We start from the raw sequence: 16,372 nt of genomic DNA, 5'->3' as shown, positions 1-16,372 counted from the left end.
AACAAGACGCTGCAGCGGTCAACGGAGTATTGCATGAGCCGCATACTGATCATCGGCGGCGGGGCCATCGGGTTGAGCCTTGGTTATCACCTGACCAAACGTTGCGCGTCTGACGTCACTCTGCTGGAGCGGAACCAGCTGACATCAGGCACATCGTGGCATGCGGCTGGGATCGTCGGGCCGCTGCGCGCCACCCCGAATATGACGAAACTGGCTATGGCAGCGCTGGACGTCGTTCCCGAGCTGGAGGCAGAGACAGGCCTTTCTACAGGTTACAAACGAACCGGCGGATACTGGTTGGCCCGTGAAAAAGCGCGACTGGACGAGTTGCACAGGATTGCAGATCTGGGGATCACTCAGGGCCTTTCGCCCCGTGTGGTCAACGCCTCGGACGTTCCATTGCCAATGCTCGACCTCAAGAATCACGCCGGGGCGCTATACGTCCCGGAAGATGCGAACGTAAACCCGGTCGATCTGTGTATGGCATATGCCCGCGCGGCCGGGATCGGGGTCTGAAAATACGCGAAGGTGTTCAGGTCAAGCGATTGCTGGTCGTAAAAGGTAGGATCAGCAGTGTGGAATTGTCCGACGGATCGCAACTGGCGGCGGATCATGTTGTTCTCGCCACCGGTGCGTGGTCTCGTGAACTCGCCGCAACCGCAGGCGTCGCCCTTCCCCTACAGGCTGTTGAGCACATGTATGTGGTTACTGAGCCCATACCGGATCTACCCAATCCGTTCCCAGTCATCCGGGATCTTGATCGCGGCATATACATCAAGGGAGACGCGGGCAAACTGGTAATCGGTGGTTTCGAACCCAATGCAAAGTGCTGGGATGCCTACGGGCCCGAAGGCGACCGGGCCTTTCTTGAACTCGCTGACGACTGGGATCAGTTTTCCCCGTTCCTCGAAGCTGCGCTGGAGCTTTGTCCGGATTTGGAGAGCGTCGGCATCCAGCATTTCATGAACGGCCCCGAGAGCTTTACTGCCGACACGCGCCCGCTGGTTGGAGAAACATCCGTAGATGGGCTTTATGTTGCTGCCGGAATGAACTCGGTCGGTGTGATGAGCTCCGCTGGCATCGGTCGTGCTTTGGCGGACTGGATCATCGATGGACATCCGTCGATGGACATGTGGGAGGTAGATGTGGCCCGGGTTGACCCCAAAACGGCAACCCCTTCCCATATGGAAGCACGCATGGAAGAGGCTGTTTCTGATCTGTTCGCGCTGCATTGGCCTTACAAACAACCAACGGCCGGGCGGGGGCTACGCAAGACCGCGCTGCATGACAACTGGGCAAAGGCTGGCGCCATGTTTGGCGCTACAGCGGGCTGGGAACGTGGTTTGTGGTACGGCGATCCGCAACCGTATTCGGTTGGTGCTCAGGGTTGGTGGCCCATAGTTCGAGCCGAAGCAGCAGTCATGGCTGAAGGAACAGCTTTGATTGATCTGAGTCCGTTCACCAAGCTCGACATTACCGGGGCTGAAGCGCTCGTGGGATTAAACCGGTTGAGTACGGCGCAGCTGGATGTAGAGTTCGGGCGCTCAGTCTATACTCAGTTGCTGAATGCGCGCGGTGGGATAGAGATGGATGTAACGATCACTCGGATCGGAGCGGAAGCCTTCCATCTTACCTCAGGTGCAGCAACCCGGGCTCGAGACCTGGCCTATTTGCGCCGCAACCTGCCGAATGGTGTCCACATTGCCGATGTCACTGAGCAATTCTGCACCATCGGTGTCATGGGGGCGGGCAGTCGTGACTTGTTGGAAGGACTGGGGAGTTTGCCGGAAACGCCATTCGGCCATTCCCGCAAGGCCTACCTTGCTGATGTAGAATGCCGCGCCACCCGGGTGAGCTTTGTTGGTGAGTTGGGTTGGGAGTTGACGGTTACAAACGCCGAGGCACCAACTCTTTTTAATGCTCTCAAAGAGGCTGGAGGCCATCCGTTGGGGCATTTTGCGCTTGACGGTTGCCGCCTCGAAAAAGGGTTCAGGCATTGGGGCCACGAGTTGGGGCCAGAAGTAACCCCGCTGGAGGCCGGGCTGGGATTCACGATCGACTGGAGCAAAGATTCTATCGGCAAATCAGCTCTGCAGGCGCAACGCGATGATGGTCTTCATCAGCGCCTGATCCTGATGCAGGCCGAGGGTGATGCATTGATGCTGCATGACGAACCTGTGTACGAAGCAGGGCGACATGTCGGGCTGACAACCTCGGCTGCGCGCGGACCCCGTACTGGTCTGAACCTATGTTTTGCAATGGTTCAAACTGCGCCGGGCGAATCTCTGGCCGAGACATGCGCGCGCAGTTTCCGCGTCCGAGTTGCTGGCCGCGACTATCCGGCAATCCCCCTTATCCGGGCTCCGTTTGACCCCAAAGGTGAAAGGATGCGCGCATGACCAAAGCGCAGGTAGTGATTATCGGCGGCGGGGCGATGGGTGTCTCGCTGATGTATCATCTGGTGAAGGCTGGCTGGTCGGATGTGTTGCTGGTCGAAAAAAACGACCTGACCCACGGATCAACCTGGCATGCCGCAGGGCTTTGTACGCATTTTGCGCATAACCCGACGATTCAGGAACTGCGCGCCACCTCGGTCAGGCTCTATCGTGATATCCTGCCTTCAGAGACAGGCAGGGATTGCGGATTTCACAGGTCTGGCGCGATGCGGATCACACGCAATCCTGACCGTATGGACGAATTTCGCCACGTGGCGGGGCTGTCAGAGTTCACTGGATATCCACTTGAGATACTGACCCCTGATCGCATCGCCGAGTTGTTCCCACTAGCAAGGCTCGATGGGTTGCTGGGTGGTATCTACGAACCCGATGATGGCCACGTCGATCCGTCGCTGGCAACAAACGCAATGGCCGAGGTTGCCCGTCGCGGTGGCGCTGCGATCTGGCGCAACTGTCCCGTGACAGATATTCGTCGCGAAGCGGAGGTCTGGAGAGTTGAGACTCCCAAAGGCCCGGTTCACGCCAATCATGTCGTCAACGCGGCCGGCACCTGGGGCTGGGAAATTGGGCACATGATGGGGCTGAACATCCCCTCGGTTCCAGTGCTGCATCAGTATCTGGTGACAGATACCGTTCAGGCAGTCAGTGATCGAATCTCTGCAGGCTTGCCCGAACTCCCAATCATCCGAGATCCGGAAGAAAGCTGGTATGTCCGGCAGGAACGCGATGGCCTGATCCTGGGTCCTTACGAGAAAGAAGCACAGGTATGGTCGGTTGATGGTGTGCCGCCGGAATTCGGGGCGGATCTTATGCCGCCCGATCTGGACCGGGTAGAACACATTATCCTGGCTGCCATGGAACGTATCCCGGCGCTCGAAACCGGGGGCGTAAAATCCGTCATCAACGGCCCGATTACCTTCACACCCGATGCCAATCCGTTGATCGGTCCTGCCCATGGATTGCAGAATGCATGGTTACTGACCGGTTCTTCCATGGGTGTCATGGAGGGTGGAGGCGCTGGCTGGTTCCTCGCCCATTGGATGACCCATGGCGCCCCGCCGATGGATGCGCTGGCGGTGGACAGTCGCCGCTTTGGATCATGGGCGAATCGTGAATACCGCGTCGAGAAAGCGATCGAGTGTTTCGGTCTGCAGTTTGGCGTGCACTACCCGAACGAGGAACGGCCCGCCGGTCGCGGATTGCGGCTGTCACCTTTGCATGAAGTGATGGTTGAACGTGGCGCGGTAATGGGTGCCGCCCATGGGTGGGAACGGCCCAACTGGTTCGCGGATACCCCCGGCACTACAGCAGATGAGACCTTCAGGCGCTCGAACTGGTTTGATCCTGTCGCTGCTGAAGTTGAGGCCGCCTCAAACCATGTCGCCATCGCAGACCTTTCGGTCTTTTCAAAGTTCGATGTAACCGGGCCTGATGTTGTTGAGTTTCTGAAAAGACTCGGAGCCAATCGTGCTCCAAAACCTGGCCGTATTGGCCTGACCCATGCGCTTACTCCGGCGGGTGGGGTGTTGTCAGAATTCACTGTAAGCAGACTTGGGTCTGAACATGCCTACATGACCTCCGCTGCCGCCGCCGAAGAGATCGACTTCGATCTCATTTGCGCCTGCGCCAAAGATCTTGAAGTTCAGGTTTCAAATGTCACAGCGGACTACGCTGTAATCGGTGTCATGGGTCCGAAGGCGGTGCAGGTATTGCCCGACCTGATCGATATGCCCTGGTTGACCGTTCTCGAGACCACGATTGCAGATATCCCGGTTCGCACCCTGCGTGTTTCGTATATCGGCGAAGCTGGCTGGGAACTACATGTGCCTGCCAACAAAGCGGTACAGCTGTTTAACTGGCTGGAACAGGCTGCACTTCCGTTCGGTCGGGGTTTTTATGGCGCTTATGCCGCCAATTCCATGCGGTTGGAAAAGGGTTATCGTGGCTGGGGTAGCGATCTCACGACTGAACGCAGCCCTCTGGAAGCCGGGCTTAAGCCTTTTGTACGACCGGATCTAAGAGAGAGCCTTTCCCGCGAAAACCCTTGGGAAATGGTCCTGCTCGAGATTGAGGCAAAAGATGTTGATCCGTTCTATGCCCACACAATTTGGCAGGATGACAACCCTTTAGGCATCGTCACATCAGGCGCCTATGGCCACCGAACCGGCAAGGTGTTGGCGCTGGGATATCTGCGGAACCCATATACCCGCACTGGGCTGACTGTTTCGATCCTTGGTCAGCACTGTGCCGCGACCATCCTGCCTGAACCACCTTTTGACCCGAATAACACTCGCCTGAAGACCGGAGGCCTTTCATGACCGATCATGCTTTGCACACAGAATGGGATTTTGACGCGACCGCCGCGCGGCGCGATCAGTACTATGCGGCGTCATTGACCCGGTTCACCCCATTTCGTGAACCCATCGTATTTCGCAAGGGCCAAGGTCAATATCTGTGGGACACGGACGGTCGCAAATACACCGACCTACTTGGTATGAACGTCTGCATCTCTGTAGGTCATTCACACCCACGCGTTGTTTCCGCCGCAATGGAACAGGCTCAGGATCTGACCCATTGCACCACGATGTTCTACCATCCTACTCCCGCGCATCTCGCCGAGGAACTGGCCGCCACGATGCCGAAAGGCCATGAGTGGGTTGTGCATTTGACCAACTCCGGGTCCGAGGCGGTTGATCTGGCGATGACCATGGCGCGCACTTACACAGGCAATCTGGATCTGCTGGCTTTGCGAACCGCCTATCATGGCCCGACGGCGGCGGCGCAGTCCATCACAGGCATTGCGGGCTGGCGCCATCCGGGAATGCCAGGCAACGTGGCCTTCGTCCCGGAACCCAACCAGTATCGCGGAATCTTCGGTCCCGGCACGCAGCCCTATCTGGATGAAATCGACCGAACGATAGCCTCGGCAACCTCGGGCCAGATTGCCGGGATGTTCGTTGAAAGCGTACAGGGCTATGGTGGTATCATCGAAATGCCTAAGGGGTATATGTCCGGCGCTGCTGAGCGAGTGCGCGCAGCAGGAGGAGTTTACATCGCCGATGAAGTTCAGTCCGGATTTGGTCGTACTGGAGACAACTTCTGGGGTTTTGAGGCGGATGGCATTGTACCGGACATTGTGGTGATGGCCAAAGGTCTGGGCAACGGCTTTCCCATCGGTGCCGTAGTAGCCAAAAAACACATTGCTGCCCCTATGGCGGAAAAATTCATGTTCCACACATATGGTGCCAACCCAACCTCGGCTGCTGCAGCTCGTGCTGTGCTATCAGTAATGCGAGATGAGGGTCTGCAGGATAACGCCCGTAAAGTGGGAGCTGCCTTGCTGGAACGGTTGCACGATCTCAAAGACAAGCATCAGGCCATTGGAGATGTGCGCGGCAAAGGTCTGATGCTTGCGATCGAAATGGTCAGCGACCGTGGCGACAAAAAACCCGACAAGGAAACGACTACAGAAGTTTTTGAGGCCTGCCGTGATCAGGGGATCATCCTGTCAAAATCGGGACCCTTTCAGTCTTGTCTGCGTATGGTGCCCCCGCTTTGTCTGTCCTTGGAGGACGTGGATCATGTGGCTGAGGGGTTGGATCTGGCGTTTAAAAAAGCAGCGGGCTAACGCTCGCGCCCACCATCACATTGCGCGAAGTAGATGAATGATGAGCCACCGGTTCAGATGATTACCGTTCCCGCGGCGTGCGTAAACTGGTTTTCATTTGGGTTGCCAGCTGAGGTAACAACTCGATTGGTAAATACCGCTCTTCATCGAAGGGTTGGATAGCGCTTTCTGATGAGGTTCAAACCCCATCAGACCCCCACAAATCTCTCGGATATTTCAGGCGTCAGATCCGCCATAGCACCTGCCCAAACCGTCTTACCGCGTTCCAGTATCACTGCTTTGTCCGAGACGGTGGACAGTTCCTTCAGAGATTTGTCGATCAACAGAATAGCTACGCTGGTTTCCTGTTTCAGACGGTGCAGTGCCGCCCAAATCTCTTGCCGGATGATCGGCGCGAGGCCTTCGGTTGCCTCATCAAGGATCAGCAGGCGTGGGTTGGTCATAAGCGCGCGGCCAATTGCAAGCATCTGTTGCTCTCCGCCCGACAAAGATACCGCGCGTTGACCTTCCCGTTCACCAAGCCGGGGAAACAACTCGGTCACCTTGGCCATGTTCCAATCCCCGGGCCGAGCCGCAGCGACAAGATTTTCGCGCACAGTAAGATCGGCAAAACAGCGACGCCCCTCTGGCACAAGACCCACACCCTTGCGAGCAACTTTGTGGCTGGGAAGATCATGCAGATTTAACCCATCCAGGGTAAGTGTCCCTTCGGACCTGATCATCTGACAGATCGCCTTTACGGTTGTCGATTTGCCCATTCCATTTCGCCCCATCAGGGCCGTCACTTCACCCTCGGCCATTGTCAGATCCACTCCGAACAATGCCTGGCTGACACCGTAGGTGGCGGTAAGGTTCTGGACGGTAAGAAAGCTCATGCCTCGTCCCCCAGATAGGCTTCGCGCACTTCTTGACTGCTGCGGATTTCATCAGCAGTTCCTGTGGCGATGACCTTGCCATAGACCAAGACGCTGATCCGATCCGCCAGGGCAAAGACCGCGTCCATATCATGTTCCACCAGCAGGATTGGTGCTTCTTCGCGCAATCCATCCAGAAAACCGGTCAGCCGCTTGGAACCTTCTGCCCCAAGCCCCGCCATCGGTTCATCCATGATGAAAGCCCTTGGTGACAGTGTCAGCGCGACAGCCACCTCCAATTGCCGACGTTGGCCATGGCTTAGGCTGGCACAGCGCGTGTTGCGTTCTTCCGCTAGACCGACGCGGTCCAATGCGGCTTCAGCTCTTTCCAGAAGTGTACTGGTTTTCAAGGCGCTGCGCCAGAACCGCCAGGCGACCCCTTCAGCACCCATCGCACCCAACACTGCGTTTTCCAGCACTGTATCTTCCATGCATAAGTCGGAAATCTGGAAAGTTCGCCCTAATCCAGCGCGCGCTCTGGCTTGGGTGGTTTTGCCGGACACGTCCTGCCCACACAGCACCACTCGCCCTGAATCCGGCCTTAGCCCACCGCAGATCTGCTTGATCAGTGTGGATTTTCCCGCTCCGTTGGGCCCGATGATCGCGTGAATTTCGCGGGGCATTAGATCAATGGAAACGTCGTTGGTTGCCTTGAGCGCGCCAAAGCTTTTGTTCAGTCCATGAGTTGCAAGGATCGGTTCAGACATGCGCCCCCTCCTTGCCGGTCAGAAGACCAATCAACCCGCCGCGTCCGAACAGGACAATGCACAACAGAATAATGCCCAGATAGACATGCCAGAATTCTGTGAGTTCACCCAGAAAATGCTCTAGCGCGACGAATACACAGGCACCAATCACTGGTCCCATCAGACGCCCTACTCCGCCGATAATAATCAAAACGATCAGTTCGCCCGACAATTGCCAGCTGAACATTGTAGGTGAAACAAAGCGGTTCAGATCAGCAAACAGCGCACCCGCAAGCCCCGTGATGGCACCTGAGATGACAAATGCCAGCAGTTTGAGATGCATGGGGTTTAAGCCAACAGTCTCGACCCGCGCATTGGTTTGACGCGCTGCATTCAGTGCCAGACCAAAGGGCGATGACTGAAGTCGTGAAAAGAGACAGAGCACGATGCACAGCAAGGCGAAGCATATGCCGAAGAACTGAATTGGAACCAGCGTGTTCAGGCCAGGGAAACCGTTGCGAACATAAATCGAAAGCCCATCTTCGCCACCGTACTGCGCCCATGAGATTGCGAAGTAGAAGAACATCTGGCCAAAGGCGAGTGTGATCATGATGAAGTAGACACCGGATGTTCGCAGAGACAAAAGGCCAATGAAGAACGCCACGATCGCTGACAATATCATTGCAGCTAGCCAGATAACCGGCATTGAATTGGTGCCATCTGTCTCAAAGAACCCAAGGTCGAGCGCAGTATAGGTCTGGGCATGATAGGCAAGGATACCCATCGCGTAACCGCCAATGCCGAAGAAAACGGCGTGGCCAAAGCTGACCATCCCGCCAATACCCAGAATGAGGTTCAGACCGACCGCTGCCAATGCAAGGATGACTGCACGGGTTACCAGCGTGATCGTGAACGGTTCATCCGCTGCCAACGCCCAAAGTGGCAACACAAGCAACCCGATCAGCACGAGACCGTTGATATAGCGTTCATCAAGCGTCATGCACGTGCTCCGAACAAGCCGGTGGGACGCCAGATCAGAACCAGTCCCATCAGGATGTATATTCCCATGGATGCGATGGCCGAGCCGCTTTTCTGTGCAGCGCCTGTATCCATGAACAGTTTGAACAGTTCGGGCAGAAACACGCCGCCCAATGTATCGGTTAGACCCACCAGAAGCGCCCCGATGAATGCCCCCCGGATCGACCCGATGCCCCCGATCACAATGACGACGAAGGCAAGGATAAGCACAGGCTCACCCATACCGACCTGAACCGATTGAATTGCACCCACCAAGGCTCCGGCCAGACCAGCCAGAGCGGCCCCAAGCGCGAAAACAAGCGTGTAGAGCTTAGAGATATCGACACCCAATGCTGCGATCATTTCACGGTCATTTTCGCCGGCACGAATTTGAATCCCGATCCGTGTACGCTCGATGAGCAGCCAAAGCCCCCCCGCCACAGCCATCCCGATCAAGATCAGAGTCAGACGGTACAGGGGGTATTCGATCCCACCGGGTAAAGTCACGGGACCGGACAGCGCTTCTGGAATGTTCAGGAACAGTGGAAATGATCCGAAAACCCAGCGTGTACCCTCTGAAAAGATCAGGATCAGAGCAAAAGTAGCCAGAACCTGATCAAGATGCGCGGCATCATAGAGTCGCCGGATGACAACGATTTCGATGATTGCACCGGCCAGAGCGGCAGCCGCAAGAGCAGCGATCAAACCCAGAAAGAACGAGCCCGTTACACTTGCCACAGCCGCCGCAGCGAACGCCCCAACCATGTATAACGAGCCGTGGGCAAGATTGATCAGACCCATGACCCCGAAGATCAGAGTTAGGCCGGCAGCCATTAAAAAGAGCATAACGCCGAATTGCAGTCCGTTGAGGATCTGCTCGATAATCAGGATCGAAGACATGGAAACTCCGGGTATCTGCCTGTCCTCGGTCAGAAGGCAGGCAGGGATCGATCACATTTTGCAGTCGGCCGCGTAAGCGTCAGAATGACCTTCCAGCGCTGCACCGATGATCTTGTTCGTGAATACGTCGCCTTCCTTGATCACTTCGCGTGCATAGATCGTCTGCACCGGGTGATGGTTCGGGCCAAAGGCGAAATCCCCGCGTGTGCTGTCGAAGTCAGCGGCCCGCAGTGCTTCGCGGAATGCATCTGCATCGGACGGGTCAGCCTTCTCAAGCGCCGACAGCAACAGGTTTGCAGTGTCAAACCCCTGACTCGCGTAAAGCGATGGCAGACGACCGTACTCGGCCTGGAAGCTTTCGACGAAAGCCGCATTGGTTGGGTTGTCGATGTCCTTGTTCCACTGCGACGTATTCACAACGCCGAGCGCTGCGTCCCCAACGGCCTGAAGGATGCCCTGGTCAAAGCTGAACGCAGGACCAACAACTGGAAGGTCGATACCGCTGTCGGCATATTGCTTGAGGAAGGAAATCCCCATGCCGCCGGGCAAGAAGAAGAACACGCTGTCCGCATCACTTGCCCGGATCTGCGCGATCTCGGCGGCATAGTCCGTCTGGCCAAGCTTGGTATAGACTTCACCGGCCAGATCACCCTTGAAGTACCGCTTGTAGCCGGTCAGAGCGTCAGTGCCCGCCGGATAGTTTGGCGCCATGATAAAGGTCTTTTCATAGCCCGCTTCATTGGCATAAGCCCCTGCGGCCTCGTGCAGATTGTCGTTCTGCCACGCCACGTTGAAATAGTTCTGGTGGCAGCCTTTGCCTGCAAGCGGGGAAGGCCCGGCATTGGGCGACAGGTAGAACACATTCTGGTTCACCGCCGCTGGGACAACCGCCATAGCAAGGTTGGACCAGATGATCCCTGTCATCACATCAACACGCTCGGACTGGATCATTTTATCCGAAAGCTGAACCGCAATATCCGGTTTGCGCTGATCATCTTCGATCACGACCTCAATGTCGTCACGGCCGGACTGTGCAATTGCCAGCATGAAACCATCGCGAACATCAATTCCAAGACCCGCGCCACCACCAGACAGAGTGGTGATCATCCCGACCTTGACCTCAGCCAGTGCGCCTGTTGCGCACAGGGCAGATGCCGCAGCGGCCAATAACAGCTTTTTCATTTGTTTCTCCCTTGTTGGTCTTTCCTATTTCATACAAAACTCGGGCGCTCTGAACACCCGTTCGAGGCCTTATTTTCAGACGAAATTTCAACACGGTGTTGAGATATCCGGGAAACGAGAGTGCACAAGCCATCGAAAGTGCGCTAACGACCCTGTCGGCGACCTCAATTGGAGCTATGCACCTGCCATGCAGATCTAAGGCGGGAAACTCTTGGCCAGATCAACAAAAGGTTGGCTGGTGTCGCAGATCAGTCGAAACCTCACATAACGGAAATGGCTCCAGCGGTTAAAGCTATTTTCGAAACCCCTAGCCAGAGTAATCGGCCAGCGGTTCAACAAGTTAGGAAAGCGGCATGCGTTCATCCGATTTGATCAGGCGACCATCAATCTGAGCTTTTTAACGCTTATTGAACGCAGGAAAATGCAAAGCGACAGCTCGCCCGACATTCTGCTGGTCGCGATGCACTGCATTAACTGTCGCCGCGATGAGCAGAGGAATTCCCTGATCTGCAGCGACAATGCAAACCAGTTCAAGGTAATGTCAGGACGACACACCTAAGCCCTGTCAGAAAGCAGTTCGCTTGCTTTCTCTCCAATCATGATAGCTGGGGCATTGGTGTTCCCACTAACGATTTCCGGCATTATTGAGCAGTCGGCAACCCGCAGGTTTTCGAGTCCGTGCACCTTTAGACTGGAATCTACGACTGATCTGTCGGACGACCCCATCGCACAGGTGCCGGTGGGATGATAAATCGAAACAGAATTAGATCTCGCCCAATCCAGGGTTCCACTGTAGTCGTCAGTGGATAGTTCGGCTGTCGGCCTAAACTCTTCCGAAATTTTTGACGCAAGCGGATTATGACGCGCGATCTTGCGTGCAATATTCACTCCATCAACGATGGTGCGACAGTCAACTTCGGTAGACAGGTAGTTCGGGATAATCTTCACGTGTTGAGTAGGGTCTGGACCATTCAGACGCAACTCTCCCCTGCTCTGGGGGCGAAGCTGACAGACCGACATCGTGAAGGCCGAAAACGGATGCACGCCCTCACCCGGGCTGTCTGCAGACCATGGTTGCACATGAAACTGAATGTCAGGCGTTTCCACCTCAGGTCTGGTCTTCAGAAATCCTGTTGCAAGGCTGGCCGCCATTGTCATCGGACCTGCCCGGAACAATGCGTATTTCAGAGCAATACGAGCCTGATTGAACAGGCTGCGCACTTCGTCATTCAGCGTGGGCTCATTACACTTGAACACCAGACGCGCTTGCAAATGATCCTGCAAACCTTTCCCGACACCGGGCAGCGCGTGCACGGGCTCGATTCCGTTTTCCTTCAGGTGTTCGGGGTCTCCGATGCCGGACAACATCAGGATCTGTGGAGAGTTTATAGCCCCGCCGGACAAGATGATTTCACGACGGACTTTTATCGTTTTCTCATTCCCTGCGCGGTCTCGATACACAAGCCCTGTGGCCTTTTTGCCGTCCAGCACGATGCGACTGACCAAGGCATGTGTCATGATATTCAGGTTTTTCCTGTTTCTAACAGGTTTCAAATAAGCAACGGCGGCACTGCACCTGCGACCGTTTCGCGTAGTTAGCTGAAAGTAGCCAACACCCTCCTGCCTTTCACCGTTGTAGTCAGGATTGAACGGATATCCCGCAGCCTGCGCGGCGGTGACCCACGCGTCACAGATTGGTCGCTGAATCCGCATGTTGGAAACCGAGAGCGGGCCGCCGATTCCATGGAAATCGTCCTCCCCGCGCTCCTGATCTTCGCTACGTTTGAACAGGGGCAACACGTCATCCCAACCCCATCCCGTGTTACCCATTTGGCGCCAACGATCATAATCTTCTTTCTGGCCACGAACATAAAGCAACCCGTTCAGCGAAGATGACCCGCCCAGCACCTTACCACGCGGCCAGTCTATCGATCGTCCGTTTAGACCCGGATCCGGTTCGGTGCGATAACACCAGTCGAGAGAAGGGTTATGCATGGTCTTGAAGTAGCCGACGGGAATGTGAATCCACGGATTGGTGTCCGGTCCTCCTGCCTCAAGCAAGGCGACCGTCGTCTGAGAATCGGCACTCAGTCGGTTGGCGATGACACAGCCCGAAGAACCGGCTCCGACAACTGCATAATCTACCTCCATGATGGTCTCCTCCCAAGGTCACTGAAAAAAACCCTATGCAAATTGCCGGAACTATACTAGCATTTTTTGATACAAAAAGTCTCAATAATTGCGATCAGGGAGGTAAGCAATGGAGATCGGTAAGAAACTAAGCGGTATTTCAAGGCGGGATTTTTTCCGTGTGGCTGGACGCTATGGCATGAGCTCGACGCTGCTGGCCGCAGGTGGATTCGGCGGGGCGATGAGCCTGGCCAATCTCGCGCAAGCAGCTGAATCGACTTACGAAAAACGATTCTCGAAAGAACCAAAGCACACACTCAAATTCGGTGCGTCCGGCTTCAACACCCGAAACCTATTGATCGAGCGGGCGGGCGCTATCGAGTTCGCTCGCGACCTGGAGGAGCGCACCGACGGCGAGATTCGCATCGAGTTCATCGGCGACAACCAGATTTGCGGACAGTTGAGTTGTGTGGAGAAGACGCAGCAGGGAATCGTCGACATCTATGCGGCCTCGACCCAGAACTCGGCTGGTGGCGCGCCTTATCTGAACGTGCTGGACTATGCCTATATGTTCCCCAGCCGTGCAGCTCAGTACCACTTCTTCTATAGCCCGGCGAGCCAGCGCATCCTGCGTGAACCACTTGAGAAACGGCACGGGCTGAAATTCCTGTTCACCCACTGCGAACTGCGCGGTCTGCAAATGGGCTCGACCTTTGCTGACAAGCCGACCGTTACCAAACTGGAAGAGCTATTTGGCACAAAGAACCGCGTGACGGGGACACAGCTTGGCCGGATCGCCATGCAGCTTCTGAACCTGAACCCGGTTCCAGTTGCTTGGGAAGAGACACTGGACGCTCTTAAGACAGGCCTGATCGATGGTGCCGAAACGTGGGCATCAGCCGTTGCCTACGCCAATATGGCGCCTGTGGTTTCGCAGTCAGTAAACCTCAAGTTCTTCTGCGGAACCGAGCATACGTCGATGTCGGCAAAAGTGTTCGATAGCCTCGGAGGTGAACTGCAGGATGCAGTGATGGAATCGTCGTATTTCACACAAGCCCTCATTCAAGGCGCGAACGAAGCTGCGCTTTTGAACACGGTCGGTTTCTCGGAGCCCCAGCTTCCCAACACGATCTTCGCGGAAAACGGCGTTCGTCCGGCCTTCCTGCCCGATGATCAGATCAAACTGGCCGAAGAGATGTGCGCCCCGAACTACAACCCTGAACCGTGGGCACAGTGGCGCGAACGCCTCAACAAGTGGGCCGGTGGTATCGATACCTACCAGGAGATCTACGACATCGCGCGCGAGATCCCCGCAGACACCTTGCCGGAAAATGTTGAACCACGCCGTTGGTGGATGGGCCAAGCCTGATTAATCTGACCGAGCCGGCCTCAAAAGGGCCGGCTCATTCAAACACCGACTGGGAGGACGGGGTTCATGTCATTATGGGCAGATATCGGCGCTATTTTCAGCGCCTTGCTCACTCGCGATTCATTCGAGATTCAAATCGCCTTGGAATCTGATGCCGCTTGGATTGTCGGCACGATTGTTGCAGCCTTGGGCGGCTTTCTGGTGATGCTGATCTATCGCAAGGTGCCCTTTATCGAACGCCATCTTGAGCGTTCGGTTATGGTATATTCCTACCTCGCCATCGCATTGATCATCTTTTGGGGCGTGATCGACCGGTTCGTCTTCAATGATCAGGAACCCTGGTCCACCACCATTCCTCCACTTCTGTTCATGGTGATGGCCTGGTTTGGTGCTTCCTATAATGTTCGTCTGCGTACACACCTCAGTTTCAGCGAATTCCGCACGGCGATGCCGCGAAGCGGGCAGTTGGCCTGCCTGATACTCGATGCCGTCCTGTGGTTCATCTTTGCGGTGATCGTCATTGTGACCACGTCGCGGCTTGTTGCGCTGTCCGCTTCGAATTTTCAGATCGTGCTCGGGACCGACAACATCATGCAGTGGTGGTTCCTGCTGGCCGCCCCGCTTTCATTCTTCCTGATGGTCGGGCGCGTTTTTCAAAACCTAGCTGATGATCTCAACAACTGGAAAACCGGCGAGCCGCTGATCAAGCAGGCCGTGATAGGAGCAGACTGATGACAGACGGTACATGGGTCACTCTGATCTCTCTGGGGGTCACGTTTCTGTTCATGCTGGGCGTGCCGGTGCTGCTGGTTATCGGCTATTGGGTGATCGGTTGCTCATTCGTTTTGGGACTGACACTCGACAACATGGGCGCCGAGCTGCTCAATGTTTTCAACAAAGGATTTGCCCTGCTGGCTATGCCGTTGTTCATCCTGACAGGCGACCTGATCAACAAATCTGGCATTGCCCGACGGCTTAGCGATTTTGCCTATGCCTGTCTGGGCTGGATACGCGGCGGGTTGGCGATGGCTTCGTTGGGGGCCTGCGGGCTGTTTGCTGCGATCTCGGGATCGAACTCTGCGACCACCGCGACAATCGGATCAATGTTGCACCCCGAGATGGTCAAAGGCGGATACGACGAACGCTTCAGTGCCGCAACTGCAGCAGCTGGTGGCACCGTTGGGATCATTATCCCACCGTCGATCATATTCATCGTCTACGGCTTCCTGATGAACCTGCCAATCTCCGAGCTTTTTGTAGCTGGCATCCTGCCCGGTGCACTGATGGTGTTCGGCATGCAGTTTGCATGCTGGATCATCTGCCGGATCAACGGCTGGGGTCATCTGATCCCTTTGCAGCTGAACCGAGTTCTCAAAACTGCTTTCGGTGCCTGGCTTGGTTTCTTTGCGATCGGGCTGGTCTTGTGGGGCATCTACACTGGCAAGTTCTCTCCGACCGAGGCAGCTGGTGTAACTGTCGGGTTTTGCGTGATTGCTGGATTGGTCAGCTATCCGATTAATCGCATTATGGGTGCGCGCGGCGATGTTTCACCCTCTGAAAAGACCTATGCGGAAATGCTGGTCGTCGAAGGTTTCACGATCCCTGAAATCCCCTCGATCGTGATCCGGTCTGCACAAATCACGGGAATTCTAGCCCCCTTGATCGCCATTTCTGTCGTCATGCAGCAAATTCTGTCCCTGCTCGGCGCCCAGCAGACAATTGGCGATTTCGTGACCTCAATGGGCGGCTATCACGCAGTTCTGTTTACATCGATGGTGATTGTATTCTTCTCGGGAATGGTGCTGGAGAGCTTACCTGTCACGATTATCCTTGCACCAATCCTTGCCCCTATTGCGGCCTCTGTCGGGATTGATCCGATTCACTTCTCGGTCATCTTCCTCGTTGGCGCCTCGATCGGGTTCATCACCCCACCATATGGCCTGAATCTCTATGTTGCATCTGGCGTGACGGGTGTGCCGTATTTCCGCTTGCTCAGATACACAGTTCCGTATCTCGCAGCGCTGCTTTCGGTATGGATTTTAGTCTCTTTGGTACCTGATCTGGCCTTGATCCTACTACCAAACAACTAG

12 protein-coding genes and 1 pseudogene are annotated in these 16,372 nt (G+C 55.7%); 7 read left to right on the top strand and 6 right to left on the bottom strand.

Annotation, left to right across the window (positions count from 1 at the left end; translation table 11 throughout):
* Positions 1–33: 33 nt before the first annotated feature.
* The 4 genes and pseudogenes from ACR0CW_RS17440 to ACR0CW_RS17425 all read left to right on the top strand — a co-directional run.
* Positions 34–1,043: pseudogene (locus ACR0CW_RS17440) on the top strand (NAD(P)/FAD-dependent oxidoreductase); the annotation flags it as partial.
* A 3-nt stretch (positions 1,044–1,046) separates the two neighbouring features.
* On the top strand, positions 1,047–2,399 hold the full coding sequence (locus ACR0CW_RS17435) for a glycine cleavage T C-terminal barrel domain-containing protein (protein ID WP_480788815.1): 1,353 nt from the start codon (positions 1,047–1,049) through the stop codon (positions 2,397–2,399).
* Complete coding sequence (locus tag ACR0CW_RS17430) at positions 2,396–4,774, top strand: GcvT family protein (RefSeq protein ID WP_480788758.1); 2,379 nt, start codon at positions 2,396–2,398, stop codon at positions 4,772–4,774. The genes ACR0CW_RS17435 and ACR0CW_RS17430 overlap by 4 nt, the downstream gene beginning before the upstream one ends.
* Positions 4,771–6,084: an aspartate aminotransferase family protein gene (locus ACR0CW_RS17425; protein WP_480788757.1), complete on the top strand. Its 1,314-nt coding sequence runs from the start codon at positions 4,771–4,773 to the stop codon at positions 6,082–6,084. Before ACR0CW_RS17430 ends, ACR0CW_RS17425 begins: the two co-directional genes overlap by 4 nt.
* Positions 6,085–6,272: 188 nt before the next feature.
* Here ACR0CW_RS17425 and ACR0CW_RS17420 read toward each other — a convergent pair whose 3' ends face one another.
* From ACR0CW_RS17420 to ACR0CW_RS17395, 6 genes are all read right to left on the bottom strand, one after another.
* Positions 6,273–6,959 carry an ABC transporter ATP-binding protein gene (locus ACR0CW_RS17420; RefSeq protein WP_480788756.1) on the bottom strand — a complete coding sequence of 229 codons (687 nt, stop codon included), beginning with the start codon at positions 6,957–6,959 and terminating at the stop codon, positions 6,273–6,275.
* Positions 6,956–7,705 (bottom strand): ABC transporter ATP-binding protein, encoded by a 750-nt coding sequence (locus ACR0CW_RS17415; RefSeq protein WP_480788755.1) that lies wholly within the window; start codon positions 7,703–7,705, stop codon positions 6,956–6,958. Before ACR0CW_RS17415 ends, ACR0CW_RS17420 begins: the two co-directional genes overlap by 4 nt.
* A complete protein-coding gene (locus ACR0CW_RS17410; RefSeq protein ID WP_480788754.1) occupies positions 7,698–8,684 on the bottom strand; it encodes a branched-chain amino acid ABC transporter permease in 987 nt (328 codons plus the stop codon). The genes ACR0CW_RS17415 and ACR0CW_RS17410 overlap by 8 nt, the downstream gene beginning before the upstream one ends.
* Entirely contained in the window at positions 8,681–9,601 is a 921-nt protein-coding gene (locus tag ACR0CW_RS17405; RefSeq protein ID WP_480788753.1) for a branched-chain amino acid ABC transporter permease, read from the bottom strand. Before ACR0CW_RS17405 ends, ACR0CW_RS17410 begins: the two co-directional genes overlap by 4 nt.
* Positions 9,602–9,652: 51 nt before the next feature.
* Positions 9,653–10,783, bottom strand: a complete 1,131-nt coding sequence (locus tag ACR0CW_RS17400) for an ABC transporter substrate-binding protein (protein WP_155147650.1) — start codon at positions 10,781–10,783, stop codon at positions 9,653–9,655.
* Positions 10,784–11,338: 555 nt separating this feature from the next.
* Positions 11,339–12,934 (bottom strand): GMC family oxidoreductase, encoded by a 1,596-nt coding sequence (locus tag ACR0CW_RS17395; protein WP_155147648.1) that lies wholly within the window; start codon positions 12,932–12,934, stop codon positions 11,339–11,341.
* 109 nt (positions 12,935–13,043) lie between these two features.
* Here ACR0CW_RS17395 and ACR0CW_RS17390 point away from each other — a divergent pair, with 109 nt between their 5' ends.
* The 3 genes from ACR0CW_RS17390 to ACR0CW_RS17380 all read left to right on the top strand — a co-directional run bounded on the left by ACR0CW_RS17390 (position 13,044) and on the right by ACR0CW_RS17380 (position 16,372).
* Positions 13,044–14,282: a TRAP transporter substrate-binding protein gene (locus ACR0CW_RS17390; protein ID WP_155147646.1), complete on the top strand. Its 1,239-nt coding sequence runs from the start codon at positions 13,044–13,046 to the stop codon at positions 14,280–14,282.
* 66 nt (positions 14,283–14,348) lie between these two features.
* Positions 14,349–15,014, top strand: coding sequence for a TRAP transporter small permease (locus ACR0CW_RS17385; RefSeq protein WP_155147644.1), 666 nt, complete (start codon positions 14,349–14,351; stop codon positions 15,012–15,014).
* The gene (locus tag ACR0CW_RS17380) at positions 15,014–16,372 is read left to right on the top strand and encodes a TRAP transporter large permease (RefSeq protein WP_480788752.1); all 1,359 of its coding nucleotides are present in this window, start codon (positions 15,014–15,016) and stop codon (positions 16,370–16,372) included. Before ACR0CW_RS17385 ends, ACR0CW_RS17380 begins: the two co-directional genes overlap by 1 nt.

The organism is Ruegeria sp. CH6, from assembly GCF_056537005.1.
Note: the sequence above shows the minus strand (reverse complement) of the source record. Positions and strands in the feature narration are given on the sequence as shown.